General features: G+C 60.5%; 15 protein-coding genes and 2 pseudogenes. 9 read left to right on the top strand and 8 right to left on the bottom strand.

Annotated features, from left to right (window positions below):
* The first annotated feature begins 10 nt into the window (after positions 1-10).
* The 3 genes and pseudogenes from AC07WT_RS11750 to AC07WT_RS11740 all read left to right on the top strand — a co-directional run.
* Complete coding sequence (locus AC07WT_RS11750; RefSeq protein ID WP_494947209.1) at positions 11-736, top strand: nitroreductase; 726 nt, start codon at positions 11-13, stop codon at positions 734-736.
* Between the two features lie 14 nt (positions 737-750).
* Entirely contained in the window at positions 751-2,403 is a 1,653-nt protein-coding gene (locus AC07WT_RS11745) for an AMP-binding protein (RefSeq protein WP_494947208.1), read from the top strand.
* 146 nt (positions 2,404-2,549) lie between these two features.
* A pseudogene (locus AC07WT_RS11740) lies at positions 2,550-2,732 on the top strand (IS3 family transposase); the annotation flags it as partial.
* Between the two features lie 1,053 nt (positions 2,733-3,785).
* Here the strand turns inward: AC07WT_RS11740 and AC07WT_RS11735 are convergent.
* The 4 genes from AC07WT_RS11735 to AC07WT_RS11720 form a co-directional block, all read right to left on the bottom strand.
* Positions 3,786-4,805 carry a Gfo/Idh/MocA family protein gene (locus AC07WT_RS11735; RefSeq protein WP_494947207.1) on the bottom strand — a complete coding sequence of 340 codons (1,020 nt, stop codon included), beginning with the start codon at positions 4,803-4,805 and terminating at the stop codon, positions 3,786-3,788.
* Positions 4,806-4,925: 120 nt separating this feature from the next.
* Positions 4,926-5,762: a shikimate dehydrogenase family protein gene (locus AC07WT_RS11730; protein ID WP_494947206.1), complete on the bottom strand. Its 837-nt coding sequence runs from the start codon at positions 5,760-5,762 to the stop codon at positions 4,926-4,928.
* A gap of 232 nt (positions 5,763-5,994) precedes the next feature.
* Positions 5,995-6,447: a cupin domain-containing protein gene (locus tag AC07WT_RS11725; RefSeq protein ID WP_494947205.1), complete on the bottom strand. Its 453-nt coding sequence runs from the start codon at positions 6,445-6,447 to the stop codon at positions 5,995-5,997.
* A gap of 106 nt (positions 6,448-6,553) precedes the next feature.
* Positions 6,554-7,987, bottom strand: coding sequence for an MFS transporter (locus AC07WT_RS11720; protein ID WP_494947204.1), 1,434 nt, complete (start codon positions 7,985-7,987; stop codon positions 6,554-6,556).
* A gap of 86 nt (positions 7,988-8,073) precedes the next feature.
* Here AC07WT_RS11720 and AC07WT_RS11715 point away from each other — a divergent pair, with 86 nt between their 5' ends.
* The 5 genes from AC07WT_RS11715 to AC07WT_RS11695 all read left to right on the top strand — a co-directional run bounded on the left by AC07WT_RS11715 (position 8,074) and on the right by AC07WT_RS11695 (position 12,237).
* Positions 8,074-8,880: an IclR family transcriptional regulator gene (locus AC07WT_RS11715; protein ID WP_494947203.1), complete on the top strand. Its 807-nt coding sequence runs from the start codon at positions 8,074-8,076 to the stop codon at positions 8,878-8,880.
* A gap of 1 nt (position 8,881) precedes the next feature.
* Complete coding sequence (locus tag AC07WT_RS11710; RefSeq protein WP_494947202.1) at positions 8,882-9,703, top strand: 2-keto-4-pentenoate hydratase; 822 nt, start codon at positions 8,882-8,884, stop codon at positions 9,701-9,703.
* Positions 9,703-10,596: a fumarylacetoacetate hydrolase family protein gene (locus AC07WT_RS11705; protein ID WP_494947201.1), complete on the top strand. Its 894-nt coding sequence runs from the start codon at positions 9,703-9,705 to the stop codon at positions 10,594-10,596. Before AC07WT_RS11710 ends, AC07WT_RS11705 begins: the two co-directional genes overlap by 1 nt.
* A gap of 86 nt (positions 10,597-10,682) precedes the next feature.
* A protein-coding gene (locus AC07WT_RS11700; RefSeq protein ID WP_494947200.1) for an IS5 family transposase occupies positions 10,683-11,500 on the top strand; the annotation gives its coding sequence in 2 pieces (ribosomal slippage) (positions 10,683-11,031 and positions 11,031-11,500; 819 coding nt in all).
* A 41-nt stretch (positions 11,501-11,541) separates the two neighbouring features.
* The gene (locus AC07WT_RS11695; RefSeq protein ID WP_494947199.1) at positions 11,542-12,237 is read left to right on the top strand and encodes a hypothetical protein; all 696 of its coding nucleotides are present in this window, start codon (positions 11,542-11,544) and stop codon (positions 12,235-12,237) included.
* 769 nt (positions 12,238-13,006) lie between these two features.
* On the opposite strand, the gene AC07WT_RS11690 is transcribed toward AC07WT_RS11695, so the two are convergent.
* The 4 genes and pseudogenes from AC07WT_RS11690 to AC07WT_RS11675 all read right to left on the bottom strand — a co-directional run bounded on the left by AC07WT_RS11690 (position 13,007) and on the right by AC07WT_RS11675 (position 17,832).
* Positions 13,007-14,569 (bottom strand): UxaA family hydrolase, encoded by a 1,563-nt coding sequence (locus AC07WT_RS11690; protein WP_494948422.1) that lies wholly within the window; start codon positions 14,567-14,569, stop codon positions 13,007-13,009.
* Entirely contained in the window at positions 14,569-16,176 is a 1,608-nt protein-coding gene (locus AC07WT_RS11685) for an aldehyde dehydrogenase (NADP(+)) (protein ID WP_494947198.1), read from the bottom strand. Before AC07WT_RS11685 ends, AC07WT_RS11690 begins: the two co-directional genes overlap by 1 nt.
* Positions 16,177-16,268: 92 nt before the next feature.
* Positions 16,269-16,541, bottom strand: a pseudogene (locus tag AC07WT_RS11680) (MFS transporter); the annotation flags it as partial.
* A gap of 70 nt (positions 16,542-16,611) precedes the next feature.
* Positions 16,612-17,832, bottom strand: a complete 1,221-nt coding sequence (locus tag AC07WT_RS11675; RefSeq protein ID WP_494947197.1) for a fumarylacetoacetate hydrolase family protein — start codon at positions 17,830-17,832, stop codon at positions 16,612-16,614.
* 157 nt (positions 17,833-17,989) lie between these two features.
* Between AC07WT_RS11675 and AC07WT_RS11670 the strand changes: the two genes are divergently transcribed.
* Positions 17,990-18,964 carry a LysR family transcriptional regulator gene (locus AC07WT_RS11670; protein ID WP_494948421.1) on the top strand — a complete coding sequence of 325 codons (975 nt, stop codon included), beginning with the start codon at positions 17,990-17,992 and terminating at the stop codon, positions 18,962-18,964.
* Positions 18,965-19,037 lie beyond the last annotated feature (73 nt).

Below are 19,037 nucleotides of genomic sequence, written 5' to 3'. Positions count from 1 at the left end.
CAGGAAAAAAATGGACCGTCTATCTCCTCCTCCTTTCAGCTCGTTTATCGACGTAAGTCGAGCCGTCGACTGGGCGCTCGTCAGCCGGCGCAGCGTCCGTGCCTTCTTGCCCACACCCGTTGCCCGCGAGGAAATCGAGTCTATCCTGGAGGTTGCGCGGTTTAGCGCCACGGGTGTCAACATCCAGCCGTGGCATGTGCATGTCGTGACAGGCGCGACGAAGTCCCGCCTGTCCGCCGCCATCAACGACATCAATGACGATCCGGCCCGCAGTTCAGATCTTGACGAGCCCTACGACTACTATCCACGCGAATGGATCGCGCCATATGTGGACCGCCGCCGCAAGGTCGGTTGGAACCTGTATGGGTTGCTGGGCATCGAGAAGGGTGACAAGGAGCGAATGCACGTGCAGCACGGTCGCAACTATCGCTTCTTCGATGCGCCGGTCGGGCTGTTTTTCACAGTGGACCGGGTCATGCGTGAAGGAAGTCTGCTGGATACCGGCATGTTTCTGCAAAGCGTCATGCTTGCTGCTCGCGCACGGGGCCTCGACACTTGCCCACAGGCGGCTTTCAACAAGTTCCATCGCGTCATCGCCGACGAACTGTCGATTCCCGACAACCAGATGCTGGTCTGTGGAATGAGCCTAGGTTACGCCGACCACAACTGTATCGAGAATTCGCTGGTGACGGACCGTGTCCCAGTGAGGGATTTCACCACTTTCTATAATGAATGAACGGAGACAAAGTCATGAGTGCAAACGCCTACTCTCGAGGACTTGAGAAGAACCCGGCGAACCACGTTCCGTTGACGCCATTGACGTTCCTCGACCGAACCGCCGACGTCTATCCGCAACGGACCGCGATCATTCATGGCGAATTCCGGCAGACGTGGGCGACGACTCGCGAGCGTTGCTATCGGCTCGCGTCGGCGCTCGTTGAGTTGGGGATCGAGCCGGGCGATACCGTGTCGATCATCGCACCGAATACGCCAGCCATGCTCGAGGCCCACTTCGGCGTGCCGCTCTCGGGGGCCGTGCTCAACGCCATCAATTGTCGTCTCGATGCTGACGGTGTCGCGTTCATTCTGCGCCACGGCGAATGCAAGCTCCTGCTGGTGGACCGCGAATTTGCTGCGCTGGTCGAAAAAGCATTGCAGTCAGTCCCCAATCCGCCGCGCCTCGTCGACATCAACGATCATGAAGCACCTGACGGCGCTGCCATCGGCGAAATCGATTACGAGTCGCTGCTGGCGAGCGGCGACCCGGCATTTGGCGGCCGCGGCCCCGTGGACGAATGGACGCCGATCGCCTTGAACTACACCTCGGGCACGACCGGAGATCCGAAAGGCGTCGTTCCGAGCCACCGCGGCACGTATCTGATGAGCCTTCTGCAGATGACGAACTGGCCTCTGCCTCGTGCGCCGATTTATTTGTGGACGCTTCCCATGTTCCATGCGAACGGCTGGTGCTTCACATGGGCGATTACTGCGGCGGCAGGAACGCACGTATGCATGCGCAAGGTCAATGCGGCCAATGTTCTTTCGGCGATCGCGAAACATGGCGTCGATCATTTTTGTGCGGCACCCATCGTTCTGGCAGGCATCGCGAGCATGCCGCAATCGGAACGGCAGCCGCTGCCGCGTCGTGTGCGCGTCCTTACCGCCGGCTCGCCCGCGCCGGCAGCAGTTCTGGAGGCCGTTGGCGCGATGGGTTTCGATGTCGGCCACGTGTTTGGAATTACCGAAATCTCCGGCACGCCCGTCAGCTGCGCATGGCACGATGAGTGGGATGCATTGCCGCCGGAGCAGCAAGGAAAATTGAAAGCGCGACAAGGTGTACGTGCGGCAGCGTTCGAGAAAATGGCGGTCGCCGATCTTACGACGCTCGAACCGGTGCCGGCCGATAGCCAGTCCTGCGGCGAAGTTCTGGTCCGCGGGAATACGGTGATGATGGGATACCTGAAGAATGCCGACGCAACGGCAAAAGCTTTCTCCGGCGGTTGGTTTCATACCGGCGATCTTGCTGTCGTTCATCCAGACGGCTATATCCAGATCACAGACCGCTCGAAGGACGTCATCATCTCGGGTGGAGAAAACATCTCATCTGTAGAAGTGGAAGAAGTTATCTATCGCATGTCAGGCGTACTCAACGCAGCCGTGGTCGCGCAGCCTGACGAAAAATGGGGCGAGACGCCTTGCGCCTTCATCGAACTGAAGCCGGATGCCGCCGACATAACGGAGCAGGACGTAATCCTGTTTTGCCGGGAGAAACTGGCCCATTTCAAATGCCCGCGTCGGGTAATTTTCGGTGAATTGCCGAAAACCGCTACAGGCAAGATCCAGAAATTTCGTCTGCGCGAGCAAGCGGGCAGCCGAATAGCCATTACCCGACTCGCCGGATGACGCGGGTTGTCTTCCGAACTCGCCATGGACTGTAGCGTGCGACTACAGTCACGTGCGGCGGTCATCGCGCGTATTCGTAGGCATGCTGCCGCAGACTGGCATGAACGAGGTACGCGCTTATGCGCTGCAGAGCATAAGCGCTTATCCCGGCCAGACCCCATAACGGCGTGGCAACCGCAGTGCTTGCGCAACATGAGGCCGTGTATGCAGAGGCCAGGCAGCGCAATCCACGGCGTTGGTTCCCATCGACGCGCAACTGGAAATTGAAGGATGAAGTGTGGCTTAATCCGGAGCGCATGCAACCGAAAGAACTAAATCAGCCCGTATGAAGTGACGTGACAAGTACGTTGACAGCCGCCGTGAGCCTCACTGCATCACCGCGTGAGACTTCGGCTGGGAGCGGAATGTTGCGCACACTATTGCCGCCAGAACGAATACTGCACAGGTGAAGATACCCGACAAAGAATCCTCTTAAATCCTGGCATCGCGAATACGAACAGTGTCATGATTTACGGACTGGCTATGTTCGTTCGCGGCCGAGGTATTCGACCGAACAGAAGAAGGCGGCCGTCGATCGTTATCTGAGCACATGAGGTTGTGCTGCTGCAACGCGTTACCGAAGGCTTTTGCGGCGAGCGCATCCGCATTATGGCGGACCTCGGCATGACGGAGATTTCGCCGTCGTGTCTGTTCACGACCGGGCCTGTGATTTACTAAGGGCCTTGAGAAGGCCTTCGGGGTGGGGTTTGTGCACCGAAAACCGTGGGCTGGGCCGCCGCGCCGGGTTGGCCTTCGTTACGTTCTCGCGCCTGTTCACCGCTACGACGCGCCGTCCTCCGCGTTTTCCGTTTCTTTTCTTTGATCGGACGATGCCGGTGCCGAGCGCGAACAGGCCGCTGGCGATGGAGCGGGTCCAGGTGTGACCCAACGTCTGTTCAGCGGTGGACGCTTTCAATGCCGGACTCGCGGCTTTGCCCGGGGTCGGCAAAGCTACGCTCAGGTCCGCGCGCTATCAACTGGAGGACACGCGCCGCAAAATGCCATGGAGCGCTGCTGAAGCGTCGTCGAAGTTACGACGGACAAAAGGCTGCTTAACCCTGGTCGCCGTGCCGTAGAGAACCCAAGCAACCCGACAGCCACATGTCGGTTCGCGAAACCAGGTGTCAGCATGCTGGCGCCGGTGTCCGTCGTGCCGTGCAGGACTAAGACAGGCTCTCCGGACGGGGCGCCGATGGTTCGGTAGTGTAGCCGCACATCCGACATTACCTCGCCGGTATTGAAACGGAAAGCTCGCGCGATCCAGTCGCCTTCCTGCGGCGCAGGATAGTCGGCCGGATTGCAATGTCTTGTTTGCAGCATAAGCGTGCGATCTGACAGATACGTCACTTAGAAATCGGCTCGAGAGTCTGAAGCGCACCCCCCTGGCGAGCTGACACGTAGGCCGCGTCCATGACTTGCATCATGAGCTCTGCGTCGCGCAATGACGCGATTGGCCTTGCGCCAGTACGGCATTCCGTGAGCACCCGCTTGACGAACAACGGGTAGTAAATGTCAGTCTCAAGCTGGAGGCGGCGGCTTCGCGTTCCGGCAGACAGGTTGTTTCTCTCCCGAATCTCGATTCGGTCGGGGCCGGATTTCGCGTACATACGATCGGATGCAAGAGTGAACGAGAATTCGCGCTGCTCGTCGGGGGTACTGGGGAAGCTATATCCCGTTTCCACCAGGCCGATCACGCCGTCTTCGGTTTGCATGGTCAGCAGCGAATAGTCCTCAACGGCACCCCGATGGGTTCTTGAGTTCATTGTGGCAGAGACTCGGGCGATCTCCTTGCCAGTGAGCAATCTAAACAGGTCGATGAAGTGAGTCGCCACGTTGATTGTCGATCCGCCTCCGGAATACACTGGATCGAGCGCCCAGCCGGCGCCGGCCGCTTCGTACCGACTGGGCGGACCCACAACGAAACGGAAGGACATGAAGTTGAAGTCCGACGGTATGCGCCCCTCCGCATCTTCGAGCGAGCTCAGCAACTCGCTCATTCGGAAGATCAATGGCACTGCGCAATAAAGATTGGCTTCCTCGGTCAGTTTGCGAAGTCGGGTGACCTGCGACATGTTGACACCGCACGGCTTCTCCAGTGCGAAGGGAATGTTACGCGCGATCGCGGCCTCAGCGAGCGCCGGCATTTCAGAATGCCGCCCGAACACGAATGCAAAATCGACTTCCTCGCGCTCGAGCAATTCATAGGCCGACGAGTACAGCGTGCTTCCGAATCGTGCGGCAATTGCCTCGCCCTTGACATGCTCTGCATCCGACACGGCAACCACTTCAATCCCGGGCGCCTCCAGCGCATCAAGATAGAGCGGGACATGCCAATGGCTGACCTCCAGTAAAGCAACTCTCATGCATGTTCTCCTTTGAAATTTCTCACGACTTCGTGCTTCGAGGTCGAATCGGTGGCAACTGTCTGCCTCGGCGCTTTCCCTATGTCTTTTGACTTGGCGGCCATGCGTTCCACTCGGCGTTTATCGCGGGGCGTCCTCTGGTGCTGATCGTCCATCGGGGCGGTAATCGAATCCCAGAAACCTGAGCGCATAGACAGCCTGCCCTTGATGCATCGGACCCCCGTCCTGGGTACGGCACCCGCGCGCGTGCGCGGCGCGTCGAAGCGGCGTTGGCTCGGCCGCATTGATGATGTCGACCACGATGGCGCCGGGCGCGAGCCGCTCCGGATCAACCGGCATGACATCGTTCGCTTTCATGCCAAGCGGGGTGGCATTGATAACGACTTCGAAGCCGTACGGATCGGGTAGCCCCGAACGTGCGTTGCAGCCGGTTTCGGCAGCAACGCATGCCGCAAGGTCGTGAGCCCGATGCTCATCAACATCGGAAATGGTTAGCTTGCTGGCGCCTGCAGACGCGACCGCAAATGCGATGGCACTACCTGCGCCTCCGGCGCCGACGAGAAGCACGGACTTATTCGCTGGATGGTGGCCTTCCCATTGCATCCCGAGAACGCAGCCGACGCCATCGAATATCGCGCCGACCCAGCGTCCATCTCCTTGGCAGCGGATGACGTTGAGCGCGCCGACCTGACGAGCAGTGGGATGTAGTTCGTCGACAAACGCGAGCATTCGTTGTTTGTGAGGCATGGTGACCAGCATGCCGGACAGATTGCCCATTGCTCGTGCACCGCTTACGAATGCGGACAGGTTTTCCGCCTTGACCCAGAATGGAACGCAAGCCGCGTCCGCGCGCTGTTCGATAAACAGCTGGTTCAACAATTGTGGCGACTTAGCTGCCGTCAGTGGATCGCCCACTAATCCATAGAGTCGCGTTTTACCTGTGATATGTGGATCCATTGCTGCGTGGTGTTCGATGTTGGCTGAAGGCGCAGTCTTACCTGACTGCTCGGAAATTTGGCGTACCAAGGGCGTGTCGGATACATACATTCTCCGACCGAGCCACTTTGATGACGAATACCGCATCTCTTTGACGCAACGCGTTCATTGCAGTTTTGGGCCGTCTGCGACTTTCGGATGTGCCGAGAACAAGCGATGTCATGACACTCGAAAGGCTTAGGGGTGTAGACGATCACTTCCAAGGCGCCGGCGGTACGTCCAGATCCCAAGTCCCGTAGACAGCGGGCTCGTTGATCTCGATGACCTCGAGGTCGTCGGAGCGCCATATCACGTTGTGCGGCACGCCGGCGGGCTGCGACAGGCCGTCACCAGCGTTAAGCGTCACGTCGCCCTCGACTCCGGCGAAACGGAACGTCACGGATCCGCGCAGCACATACAGGTAGTGTGCAGTCATGTCGTGCCAGTGCCAGCCAGTAGGATCGGTGAACGGCTTCAGCGCACGAATGTGCTTCGCCCCGATGCGACCGTTGGTCACCGCGGCGAGTCCGAGGTCGCGGTACTCAGAATCGGCGCGCAGGCCCTCCTGGTTCCACGGCGCCTCGGCCGCGCTGATGCGCGCAAACGCGCTTAGAGATTGCGCGAGCTCGCGCGGGCCGTCGTAACGGGGTGTGTCTTCGTTGTGCATATGCATTCCCTTGTGCGGTGTCAATGTATTCGCATGCGCCGCGGCCGCATCGTTTCTGCCAAGTTGCACCAACACAGTGGTCTCAACGAGTAGGGCCTCAGAGCGGCTACGGGCGAACCTGATTTGCGAGATTCTGCGCATGGGCAGTTTTGATTGCTCCAGCCATCGCTTCGCCGCGCAAGCGCTCGTACTCGGCTTTAGGTACGGGGACCGCATCGCGGTCGCCAAGATCGTTGAGGCGGATCCGATACGTCTCCCGCGTAGTGAAAGCGGCGAACGCAGCGACAACACAGATGCCGAACGTCAGAAAACCGATCTTCAGCGGAATATTGGCAGAGCCGGGGGGCGCGACGGCTACAAAGAGCGTCGGCGTTAGTGCTGAAAGCGTCGTTCCAACGTTCTGTCCGATGGCCATTCCCGACACGCGCACGCGCGTCCGGAACAGTTCTGGGAACAGGCTCGGGAACACACCGTTGAAGCCCTGGTAGGCGATGCCCCACATGAGCACCGAAAGAATCAGCGAGAGCCAGAGATTATGGATGCTGATGGCGTACAGGTATGCGAACGAGAGCAGCCCGGCGCTGAGTACGCCTGCAAGAACTGGCGGCCTGCGGCCAATTTTGTCAGAGAGATTGCCGACGAAGGGAATCAGTATGACCGAGCAGATGTTGCCAAGAACCGGAATCCAAAGAAAGACGCCGACAGGGAAGCCGATACCGTAGGCTGGCTGGACCGCATACGCGGCGCCGAAGACCGTGGCAAGAAGCGCGATTACGGCGGTGAGTGCCATGCAGACAACGCGCAAGACGTCGCCCCAACTCTCCCGGAGGACCTCGACGACCGGCGAGGCAGGAACTTCGCCGTGAGCCTGCTCCGCGGAGAAAGCCGGGGTTTCCGCGACCCGGCGGCGAATGATGTAACCCATGACGATAACGACAAAGCTGAGGAGGAATGGAATCCGCCATCCCCATGAAGCGAACTGTTCCTTCGACATGAAATGCGCGAGGGGCAAGAAGACCGCCGCCGCCAGGAGCTGCCCGGCTTGCACCCCTTGGAGCGTGAAGCTCGCAAAGTAGCCACGCCGGCCGAACGGTGCATGCTCGAGGATCATGGAACTGGCGCCGGAGACCTCTCCCGCGACGGCGAACCCTTGAATGAGCCGGAGGGTGACGAGCATGGCCGGAGCCCAGATGCCGACCTGCTGATACGTGGGCAAGAGTCCCACGCCCATCGTCGAAATACCCATTAAGAACATGCAGAAGATCAGCACCGTCTTCCGGCCGTGTCGGTCGCCGACATGGCCGAGCACCATCGCGCCTATTGGTCGGGCGACGTAGCCGACACCGAAGGTCGCCAGTGATGCGATGATGGCAACCGTCGGGTTGTGCGAGGGGAAGAAGAGCTGCGGAAAGAGCAACGACGCTGCGGTCGCATAAATGAAGAAGTCGTAGTACTCAAGTGCTGAACCAATCCAGCCGCTGGCCGCGGCTATCTTCGACTGGCGCTGACGATGGGCCTCAACCTGGGTGCTTCCACTCATGACTTGTCTCCGTCTTGGATTGACTTTTCGGCGTTCATTCTTTATTGTTGTAACATCGTTCCACTAAGAACAATGTTACCTACATCATGAGAGTTGTCAAGGGAGCAGTTGACCGTTCGCTTCAGGCCATCGAGTTGCTCGCACGGGAGGCGCGCTGGATGCGTATGTCCGATATCGCCGCTGAACTCGAGCTGGAGAAAGGCCCCGCCCATCGAGTGCTTGCGCAGCTGTGCGAGCAGGGCTGGGCTGAACAAGACCAACAGACTTCTCAGTACCGCTTGACCTTGAAGCTTTCTTTGCTCGGTCAGCGATACCTGCATGGGCTTGGTCTGCCGGGCCTGGTGCAGCCAATCCTCGACGAAGTCGCAGCGCAGTGCCACGAGCTAGTGCGGCTGACGGTGGTCAATGAAGGGACACTCGCGTGGCTCGCTGCGTCTCAGGGCGCGGCGCCCGGTCTCATGTATTCGCCGTCCATGCATAGCCCCATCGCATTGCATGCCACATCAGTCGGAAAGGCGTGGTTGGCGGCAATGTCAAACGACGAAGCAATCGGGTACGCATTGCGTGGAGGGCTCGGCAAGCCCAACGGCGCGGGGACATCGAAGGCGATCACTAGTGTCGACCAATTGATGCCGGAGCTCGAACTGACGAGGCAGCGCGGCTATGGTCTGGTGGTCGAGGAGGCGGAGCCAGGTGTCGTCGCTCTGGCCGTGATCGTGCGCTCGCTGACTGATGGGGCGGTAGTCGGGACGATGAGCATTGCTGGGCCGGTCTTACGCATACCGCCGGAGCGCTACGACGCCTTTTACGCGCTACTGCGCGAAGCATCCGCGAAGTTGGGAGCCGTCTGGCCGCGACAGAGCGTCGATGGACACGTCAACGAGGCGGCCTGAGATGCCGGATGCAGTTCATGCTTCTCAGCGAGTGGCCTTGTGGCATGAAAAGGCAGCAAGCATTCTCGTCGCAGCGCGCCGTCAAGGCACGCAGGTGGAGCGCCTCCCCGTCGAACTGCGGCCTTCAACGCTTGACGAGGGCTTCGCGATCCAGCGAAAGGTGAGTGATGTTCTTGGGCGCAGAACCGGCGCATGGAAATGCGCGCTGCCGCCGGCGGGCAAGGTCATCGCCGCGCCGATCTACGCGGATTCGATATACCGCTCCGTCGAATGCAGCTTCAGCGCCGGCTCGGTGCAGTCTACCGTGAAGGCAGAGCCCGAACTCGCCTGTTTTCTGAAGCGCGACCTGCCGCCTCGCAGGTACGCATACAGCGAAGCCGAGGTGCTCGATGCTTTAGGTGACGTCCACCTCGCGCTCGAATTGCTCGGCAGTCGTTACTCGCACCCGGCTTCCCTAACATTTCCTGAATTGCTGGCGGACGGTTTGTTCAATGCCGGGCTCGTCATCGGACCGCGCGTTGAGTTCGTCGAGGGCGCGACGCCGGAAGATTTTCCGGCCGAATTCACCATCAGTCTGACCGCCGCCGATGAAGCCCCGGTAAGTCATGATGGCCGGCACCCTGATGGCAATGTCCTCTCGCCGATTGTGTGGCTAGCCAATTTTCTCCGCGAACGCGGCCTCGGACTGCAAGCCGGCCAGGCTGTGATAACGGGCTCCTACGCGGGCGTGCTCGAGTTGCCGCTTGGTCGTCAGTTGCACATCGGATTTGGTGCGCTTGGCACGCTGTCCATTCGTTTTTCCTGTCTAAATAGGAGTACTTGATGCGTCTCGTCCGTTTTGGCAACCCTGGCCAAGAGCGTCCCGGTGTCCTTGACTCGAGCGGTGCAATCCGCGACCTCAGCGGCATCGCCGATGACATCGATGGAACAACCGTTTCGCCAGCCACCTTGGCAAAGCTGCGCCGACTCGACTTCAACAGCCTCCCTGTCGTGGAGGCGGGCACGCGGCTTGGCGCTTGTGTTGGCAACGTCCGCAACCTTGTCTGCATTGGTCTGAATTACTCGGATCATGCCGCCGAAACCGACACGCCGATCCCTCGGGAACCCGTCGTGTTCAACAAACATACGGGTTCGATCAGCGGTCCGAACGATCCGATCATCCTGCCGCTAGACGCACAGAAGCTGGATTGGGAGGTTGAATTAGGCGTGGTGATCGGCACACCCGCCTGGCAGATCGACGAAGCAACCGCGCTGGATCATGTGGCGGGTTACTGCCTTGCCAATGACGTTTCAGAGCGCGCATATCAGCTCGAACGTGAAGGCCAGTGGACCAAGGGCAAAAGCAGCTTCTCCTTCGCGCCGCTCGGCCCGTGGCTCGTGACGCGTGATGAAGTCCCCGACCCGCAGGTACTCGACTTGTGGCTCGAGGTCAACGGCACACGTCGTCAGACTGGCAACACACGCACGATGATCTTCAACGTCGCGCATATTGTGGCGTATCTCAGCCGCTTCATGCCACTCATGGCTGGCGACGTCATTATCACCGGAACTCCCCCCGGCGTAGGCCTCGGTCAAAAGCCGCCTGTCTTTCTGAAAGCGGGCGATACGATGACCCTCGGCGGTAGCGGACTTGGCGAGCAAACGCAGAAGATTGCGCAGTATTCGGAATCGCTTGGCGCGGCGTGGAGCCGTGGCGAGTACCCGTCGGCACGATAAGAGGCCAGTTCAAAAACCCGTGAGGGGGCTGTTTACTTTCCCAGCAAGCTGTTAACCTTGGTTGCCTCAACAACGGAACCCAAGGGATGGAACCGCCGGTTATTGATGACGAGTTGTGGATACTGATCGAACCGTTATTGCCGCCGCCCAAGCCGCGGCGCAAGAAGCATCCTGGTCGCCCACGCGTGTCGGATCGGGCGGCGCTGAATGGCATCTTGTTCGTGTTGAAGACAGGTCTGCGATGGAACCACCTGCCGACCAGATTGGGCTTTGGCTCCGGCGCAACCTGCTGGCGACGACTGCACGACTGGCAGAAGGCTGGTGTGTGGGACCGGCTGCACGAACTGCTGCTCGACAAGCTGCGCGAGGTTGGCCAGATCGACCTCTCACACGCTGCCGTCGATTCCTCGTCGATACGGGCCGTTGGGGCGGGCGAAAAACTGGCCCGAACCCCACGGATCGCGCGCGACCCGGTTCCAAGCACCACATCCTCGTCGACGCAAACGGCGTTCCCATCAGCGCGATCCTGACTGGCGCGAACCGAAACGACGTCACCCAGTTGCTGCCGCTCGTCGATGCGATTCCGCCTATTCGCGGCGTACGCGGTCGGCCGCTTCAGAAGCCCAAGGTCGTCTATGCTGATCGTGGCTACGATTCCGACTCGCATCGTCAGCGACTGCGCGAGCGCGGTATCAAGCCGGTGATCGCGAAGCGTCGCACTGAACATGGCAGCGGTCTGGGCAAATTCCGCTGGGTGGTTGAACGGACTCACTCGTGGCTCCACAGCTTCCGTCGTCTTCGTATTCGCTTCGATCGCCGAGCAAACATTCACGAAGCGTTCTTGAAACTCAGCTGCGCCCTCGTCTGCTGGAACATCTTCAGGCGTACGGAGCGGCCTTTTTGAACTGACCTCTAAGACAACTCCACCTGCAAAAAGGAAAAGATATGAGCCTTGCTGGAACAGGCGTAGTCGCGATTTGGCATGATCTGCTGCCGGAAGCGAAGGATGAATTCTACGAGTGGCACAACCGTGAGCATATGCCCGAACGTGCGGGGATTCCCGGGTTCAGGCGCGGGCGGCGCTACATTGCGCTGGATGCGGGTCCCGAGTACTTCAATCTCTATGAAGCCGACACCGTGGAGGTGCTCGGCGCGCAAGACTATCTCCTCCGGCTAAATTCGCCGACGCCGTGGACAAAGCAGGTCGTCCCCTCGTTTCGTAGCGTAGCCCGCTCGATCTGCCATGTAGCATATTCAGACGGTGCCGGACAGGGCGCCTATCTTGTGACGGTGCGTTTCGACGTGCCTTCGACGGCGCGCACGGAAGTCGTGAAAGGTCTGCGTCAGCACGTCCTGCCACTGCTTGTCGACATGGCGGGCATCACTGGAGTCCACCTTTGCCTGGCCGATGAGGTAGTCAGCAAGGTAGAGACAGCGGAGAAGCGGGCACGTTCTGAAGGCACCCAAGTGCCGAGATGGATCGTCTTGATTGAAGGATGCCGCGTTGACCGCGTCCGTTCAGCGGCGGACAGTTTCGCTGCCGGACTGGCGGCTTTGCCCGGGGGGGGCGCAGCTACTCCCAACTCCACGCTCTATCAACTCGAATACACGCGCTGCAAGACGCCATGGAGCGCCGGGTGAGGGGGCGAACAAAGCACAGCTTACTATCATAAACCGCGAAGTGATGAAAATTAACGTACATATACGGACATTGATATAAGTGACCCACCACTTAAAAGTTTCGTGCGCCAAACGCCAGACTGACTGCCGGCTCGCTGCACTTCGTCGCTGTGCGAGCGGGTCGACGTCGTCGAAATCGGGTCAATAGTCTGGCTGTTTTCATCTTGGTCTCCGGTGGACGCGACCAGCGTTGATTTTCCTACGGGCTTTGCCATGAGTCGTATGCCCTCGAAGCGGTCATGATCCGTGCCGACGGCTTCTTGTCCAAGGCTAACCGGAACAGAGGTGCCGCTCGTCTGCTCACGGGCGTTTTCCGTCGCTGCTTTCGATGACACTCCAGGGTGTGGCCACCTTTGCCAAATCCGTCCGCCAGCACTTCGAGCGGTGTGTGGTGGGGGACGACGTCGCACGAACTTTTCCAGATGCGGCTTCCGGGTCGAAAACGTGAGGGTTCTCGTCGACTTGCTCTATCCGTTTTCCGGTCTTCCGCCCTGGGCGCTTCCGTCGAACGCCGTAGCAACAAGACCCGTCCCGCGGGCAGCAAGGTCGACGTGCTCGGTGTAGTGCTCCTTCTTGGCCAGCGACCCATCCATAGAGGGGGAAATGCGCGGCGCACCGCGCCATCACGACAGGTGAACGTGCCGTCGCACCGCTCTATTCCATTCGGGGCGGGTGAACGTGGCGTGATGGGCAGATCCGATACTCAGTCAAGGGACACACTAATACCGCCTTATGTGATGGCGCCTATCTGCCACGGCACGAATTCGTTCTGGCCGTATCCGTGGATCTCGCTCTTCGACGCATGGCCTGACGCGGTCGCAAGCATGAGTTGGAAGATCTCTTCACCCAGTTCTTCGACCGTTCGCTCGCCGTCAAGAATCGACCCGCAATTCAGGTCGATATCCTCTTCCTGGCGTTGCCACAAAGCGGTATTGGTTCCCAGTTTCAACGACGGCGACGGCGCGCAACCATAGGCGGAGCCGCGACCGGTCGTAAAGCAGATCAGGTTTGCCCCACCCGCGACCTGCCCGGTCGCCGAAACCGGATCGTAGCCCGGCGTATCCATGAAGACGAGACCGTGTGCACGGACCAATTCGGCGTACCGGTACACGTCGACGAGATTGGTTGTGCCGCCTTTCGCGACCGCGCCGAGCGACTTTTCGAGGATCGTTGTCAGCCCGCCAGCCTTGTTCCCAGCCGATGGATTGTTGTTCAGATCGGCATTCATGCGCGCACAGTAGGCTTCCCACCAGTGAATCCGTTCGATGAGCTTTTCGCCGACTTCACGTGACACGGCCCGTCGCGTCAATAGATGTTCGGCGCCGTAGACCTCGGGGGTTTCGGAGAGAATCGCCGTTCCACCATGCGCGACCAGACGATCGACTGCCGCGCCGAGTGCCGGATTTGCCGTGATGCCCGAGTAGCCGTCTGAGCCACCGCATTGCAAGCCGATCATCAGGTGCTTCGCATCGACCGGCTCGCGCCGTACGTTGTTCGCTTCCACGAGCATGGCCTTGACCGCTTCGATGCCCGCCGCTACCGTGCGCGCCGTGCCGCCGGTCGCCTGAATGGTCATCGTCTTCAGCGCCGCGCCGGGCGTAAGACCCTGGCTTTGCACAAGCCGGTCGATCTGATTGGTTTCGCAACCCAGCCCGACGATCAGTACGCCAGCGAAATTGGGATGTCGCGCGTAACCGCCGAGAGTGCGCCGGATCATTTCCAGCGCTTCACCTTCGGAGTCGATCGCGCAGCCTTGACCGTGCGTCAGCGCGATCACGCCGTCGACGTTGGGATAGTCAGCCAGCGCTCCCGGATGGATATCGCGACGAAAGTAATCGGCGATGGCGCGGGCCGCCGTCGCGGAGCAATTGACCGACGTCAGAATGCCGATGTAGTTGCGCGTCGCGACACGTCCGTCGGCGCGCACGATGCCCATGAACTGTGCCGCTGCCGCGACCGTCGGCGCGGCCTTCGCGTCTGCGCCGAATGCGTAGTCGCGATCGAAGCTGCCCATCGAGAGGTTATGCGTGTGGACGTGCTCGCCGGCTTCGATAGCGCGCGTCGCAAAGCCGATGATCTGCCCATAGCGCCGTACTGGCGCGCCCGTTTCGATACCGTGGACGGCAAGCTTGTGACCCGCCGGGATCAATCCGCGTACCGCAAGACCGCTGCCAATACGCATGCCCGCGACAAGCTGATGCCGCGCGATGACGACATCGTCATCCGGATGCAGTTGGACGATCGGCCCCAGGATTGCCGAGGTATCGGTAACTGCGTTTTCAGCCTCAAACATCATGATGTGGCCTCCGCGATCTGCGCCGCGCGCACTGCCTCGCGCGTCGGAACGCCGTCGATCAGGCGAATCAGATTCAACGGGTTCGCGTCCTGCAAGGCGAGCGGCAGATTTGCGTCGGGATAGCCTTGATAGCACACGGGTCGCAGGAAGCGCTCGATCGCCACGCTGCCAACGGACGTGCCGCGCGCATCGGTGGTTGCCGGGTACGGACCGCCGTGAACGATGGCGTCGCTGACTTCCACTCCCGTTGGATAAGCATTGAACAGGAGACGCCCGACCTTTTCTTCCAGCAACGCGATGAGGCCGGCGTTTCGTTCCATGTCCGTTTCGCTCGCCAGCACGGTTGCAGTCAGCTGCCCGCGCATGGTTCTGGCAAATGCATGGAAGTCCGCTTCGGAATCCAGTTCGACGATGATCGTCGACGGGCCGAATACTTCCTCTTCCAGTGCCGCATCCTCAAACAAAGCGCGCCGGTCGGCTTTCAGGAGATGGCCGCCGAAACGCCCATCGAGTTCCACGGCCACGAGCACCTCGACGCCCTTAATCGCGCGCAGTCTGGCGAGGCCATGACGGAAGTTGTCGCGAATTCCAGCTCCGAGCATCGCCTGCGGCAAAGCCTGTTCGAATGCCTCGCGCAAGTCCGACACGAACGCGTCGAATTCCGGCGAACGAACGCCGAGCACGAGACCCGGATTTGTGCAGAGCTGACCACATCCGGTCGTGACAGAAGCGGCCAATTCCCGAGCGATCTGCGCACCGCGCTCGGTCAACGCGGACGGCATGACGAACACCGGGTTCACGCTGGACAGTTCAGCAAAAACCGGAATCGGCTCCGGCCGGGTTTGCGCCAGATCGAACAGCGCGCGGCCGCCAGCCAGCGAGCCCGTGAAGCCGACCGCCCTGATCTCCGGTGCCTGAACGAGCGCGGCACCAGCGGCGGCCGTGCCGTAGATCATGTTGAAAGTGCCGGCCGCCATGCCTGTTTTCGCGATCGCGCGTTCAATCGCATCGGCGACGTATTCGGCAGTCACCATATGGCCCGGATGCGCTTTCACGACGACAGAACATCCGGCTGCCAGCGCCGAGGCCGTGTCGCCGCCGGCCACGGAGAATGCGATCGGGAAATTGCTTGCGCCGAATACCGCCACCGGGCCAACACCGATCCGATATTGCCGCAAGTCGGGACGTGGCGACGGTTTGCGCTCCGGTTGTGCGCGATCGATCCGCGCACCGTGGAAGTCGCCCCGGCGCACCGTCGCGGCGAAGAGCCGCAACTGGCCGCTTGTGCGCTTGCGCTCGCCTTCCAGGCGCGCCTCGGGCAGCGCGGTCTCACGGCTTGCTTCGGCGATGAACGACGCATCGAGCGCGTCGATTTCGTCGGCGATTGCCTCGAGAAAAGCAGCGCGCTTCGCAGGGCGAAGGTTGCGATAAGCGGGAAACGCGTCGTGCGCCGCTCTCGCCGCCGCCAGGACTTCGGCACCCGACGCTTCAAAAAAACTGACAGCGTGGCGCTCGTCTGTTACGGCATCCAGGCTGAAGAGCGGCTTGTTCGATGCGCAAGCGCTGCGTCGTCCGCCAATGTAATGATGTCCGAGAATGGTCATGTGAAGTTCCGGTTGAATTCTATGCAGCGTGTCTGCATGTACCTGGCGAGGCGTCGCCTTCCGGGCGCATGGACGCTTCGGGGTCGGCCCGTGGATGCAAGAAGCCACCAAGTGACCATGATCCGGCTCAGCTGGAGCTTTGCACCCACCCGATGCAGCATCAGATTGCTCGGGATCTCGAACATGGCATAGCCGATGAAAAAGACCCCGGCCCCCAAAGGGCTTGTTTCACGAATCCGACGTTCGACCGGTCAAGCATCGATAGCGCGAACATCAGCGCGAGGGAAGGCGCGAGCCGCAAACGCGCCTTGCACGCTGCGCACTGCGCTTTCTAAGGGTTCTTGCATAACGTGTTGGGTCCGCATGTCATCTGTCTCCTTGGGAAGCCGGGTACAGTGGTCCGTTATGGGTCTGTGAGTGCGGATTCGTGTCTGATCAGAGAAGTGCTGCGCCGAGTAATCCTCGCGCAGCAAGATTCGCCATCAGCGCGCGCACTCCGAAGGTCCAGGGCTCGATGCGATCACTGTGGTTGACCCGGTTGACCAGCGTGCCGAGTTGCTTGCTCGAAATCTTCACGATATCGCCCAGCTTGTGTGTGAAGCCGGCCCCAGCGGCGTCGCGGTCTTCGATCGGGGCAAAGAGCGTGCCGAGGAACAGCATGGCGCCATCGGGGTATTGGTGAGTCGGACTGATTGCCTGCGAAACTAGATCGAGCGGGTCCCGTGTGATCTGGTCCATCGAACTCGTGCCTCGCAAGACAAAACCGTCGCTGCCCTCGACACGCAAATCGACCGTCGCGCGGCGTACATCATCGATCGAGAAAGTTTCGTCGAAAAGCCGCAGGAAAGGGCCGATCGCACACGAGCCGTTGTTGTCCTTCGCCTTGCCGAGCAGGAGCGCGCTGCGTCCTTCGAAGTCGCGCAGATTGACGTCGTTGCCCAGGGTCGCGCCGAGCGCGCGGCCGCGACTGTCGATCGAGAGCACGATTTCCGGCTCCGGGTTGTTCCAGGCCGAATTCGGATGCAACCCGATCTCCGTGCCCGTACCCAAAGCTGCCAGCACCGGCGCTTTGGTGAAGATTTCCGCGTCAGGGCCGATCCCGACTTCCAGGTATTGGGACCATAGTCCCTGCTCGATCAACAGCGCCTTCAATTTGCGCGCCTCGGCGGAGCCCGGCCGGATGCTGGCGAGACTATCGCCGACTAGCGACCTGATCTGGTCCCGCACGCGCACTGCGCCTTGCGGGTCGCCCTTTGCCTGCTCCTCGATCACGCGTTCAATCAGGCTCGCCGCGAAGGTCACCCCCGCGGCCTTGATAACCTGCAAGTCGCAAGGCGCGAGCAGGTGCGCACGCTCCGGGTTGCGTGCCATGCTGCCGGTTGCGGCGGCCGTGTCGGCGAGGATCGTGTCCAGACTGCCGATCCAGCGGCCACGCGCGGCTCGCACTGTCGCGACCGGATCGTCCCGCTCCAGCAGGCTGCTGAGGGTCGGTGCCACGTCGGAAATGTCGAACACGCCATCGGCGCGCAAGACGACGACAGCAGGACCGGCAGGCATTGCATTTGTGGCGGGAACCCAGGCGCGGCCGACAAGTGTGCCGGACAACCCGTCCGACGGAAGCGTGTCCGTTGCGCTGAGTGCAAGCGAGGATGTCATGTCTGTCTCCACTGATGTTTGTCTGGGCGCACGTGGCATGTCGCCAGTTCGCGTCAATCCGCTCAGCTGCCACTCTAGGCAGCCAACCGATAAACATCCAATCGCTTATTCAGTACAATCGATTCCATCCGGTTATGAGTTCTTGCGCGTTTACCCCATGTCCAGACAATTTGCCGTGCATACGTCGAGCGTCCTGGCAAGGCTGCGCTTCCGACATCTTCAACTGCTCGATGCCCTCGGACGTACGCACAACTTGCGCATCGCGGCCGAACAGATGCACATCACCCAGCCGGCGGCGACCAAGATCCTGAGCGACATCGAAACGATGTTCGGCGCCCAGTTGTTCGAACGGCTACCGCGGGAAATGCGCCCGACCGATCTCGGCGTATTGTCCGTGCGCTATGCAACCGCGGCGGTCGCCGATCTGGGTAGGTTCGTGAGCGAGTTCAGCACCTTGAGGAATGGCGGCTACGGTCATCTCACAGTGGGCGCTATCTCGGCTTCGGCTGCTCAGGTAGTCACGGCGGGCATCAGGGAGATTCGCCAGCAACGGCCGCAACTGGTCATCAAACTGGTTGAGCAGAGCAGTGACCAACTCGCTACCTGGCTCGAAGAAAAAAAGCTGGACGTGATGGTCGGCCGTCTGACGGAGCCGCGTCATCAAGTTCTGTTCGACTTCCAGGTGCTGTCAGGGGAACCGGTCTGGGTGGTCGTCGGGCAGCATCATCCGCTGCTGCAGCGGCGACGGCTGGAGTTGGCCGATCTTGGCGCGTGGCCATGGATTCTCTATCCGCAAGCAACGGCTATCAGGCAGCTGTTCGACGAAACGTTCGCCGGCGCGGGCATGCCTGCGCCGATCGGCATGGTGGAAACGTCGTCAATCTTTTCGACACTTGAATTGTTGCAGGCGACCGACATGATCTCGCTGCAGCCGCGTGCCGCCGTCGAAAAATATGTGAGCAAGGGTCTCCTCGGACACCTGGCCGTCCCCATCAACCGGACCATGACCAGCTACGGAATCGTCACGCGCAAGTACGAGTTGCCGTCACAGCCCATGCAGGAATTCATCACGATTCTGCGTTCCGTTGCAGGGCGTGTGAGCGATCAGCCGCTTCCAGAACGCGAAGGCTGACGGAGAGAGCGCGCCGATGCCATTAATAAGTCCTGCGACATAGCGAAATTGCTGCCCAACACCGATATCAACT

The sequence above is a fragment of the Paraburkholderia sp. GW821-FHT02A12 genome (assembly GCF_059422005.1).
The sequence above is the reverse complement of the archived record's forward strand: the minus strand, read 5'-3'. Positions and strand labels throughout refer to the sequence as shown.

What these genes read in the sequence shown, in the direction of transcription:
- AC07WT_RS11750 (WP_494947209.1), top strand. Translation starts at nt 11, where the DNA reads ATGGACCGTCTATCTCCTCCTCCTTTCAGCTCGTTTATCGACGTAAGT.
- AC07WT_RS11745 (WP_494947208.1), top strand. Translation starts at nt 751, where the DNA reads ATGAGTGCAAACGCCTACTCTCGAGGACTTGAGAAGAACCCGGCGAAC.
- AC07WT_RS11735 (WP_494947207.1), bottom strand. Translation starts at nt 4,805, where the DNA reads ATGAGAGTTGCTTTACTGGAGGTCAGCCATTGGCATGTCCCGCTCTAT.
- AC07WT_RS11730 (WP_494947206.1), bottom strand. Translation starts at nt 5,762, where the DNA reads ATGGATCCACATATCACAGGTAAAACGCGACTCTATGGATTAGTGGGC.
- AC07WT_RS11725 (WP_494947205.1), bottom strand. Translation starts at nt 6,447, where the DNA reads ATGCACAACGAAGACACACCCCGTTACGACGGCCCGCGCGAGCTCGCG.
- AC07WT_RS11720 (WP_494947204.1), bottom strand. Translation starts at nt 7,987, where the DNA reads ATGAGTGGAAGCACCCAGGTTGAGGCCCATCGTCAGCGCCAGTCGAAG.
- AC07WT_RS11715 (WP_494947203.1), top strand. Translation starts at nt 8,074, where the DNA reads ATGAGAGTTGTCAAGGGAGCAGTTGACCGTTCGCTTCAGGCCATCGAG.
- AC07WT_RS11710 (WP_494947202.1), top strand. Translation starts at nt 8,882, where the DNA reads ATGCCGGATGCAGTTCATGCTTCTCAGCGAGTGGCCTTGTGGCATGAA.
- AC07WT_RS11705 (WP_494947201.1), top strand. Translation starts at nt 9,703, where the DNA reads ATGCGTCTCGTCCGTTTTGGCAACCCTGGCCAAGAGCGTCCCGGTGTC.
- AC07WT_RS11695 (WP_494947199.1), top strand. Translation starts at nt 11,542, where the DNA reads ATGAGCCTTGCTGGAACAGGCGTAGTCGCGATTTGGCATGATCTGCTG.
- AC07WT_RS11690 (WP_494948422.1), bottom strand. Translation starts at nt 14,569, where the DNA reads ATGTTTGAGGCTGAAAACGCAGTTACCGATACCTCGGCAATCCTGGGG.
- AC07WT_RS11685 (WP_494947198.1), bottom strand. Translation starts at nt 16,176, where the DNA reads ATGACCATTCTCGGACATCATTACATTGGCGGACGACGCAGCGCTTGC.
- AC07WT_RS11675 (WP_494947197.1), bottom strand. Translation starts at nt 17,832, where the DNA reads ATGACATCCTCGCTTGCACTCAGCGCAACGGACACGCTTCCGTCGGAC.
- AC07WT_RS11670 (WP_494948421.1), top strand. Translation starts at nt 17,990, where the DNA reads ATGTCCAGACAATTTGCCGTGCATACGTCGAGCGTCCTGGCAAGGCTG.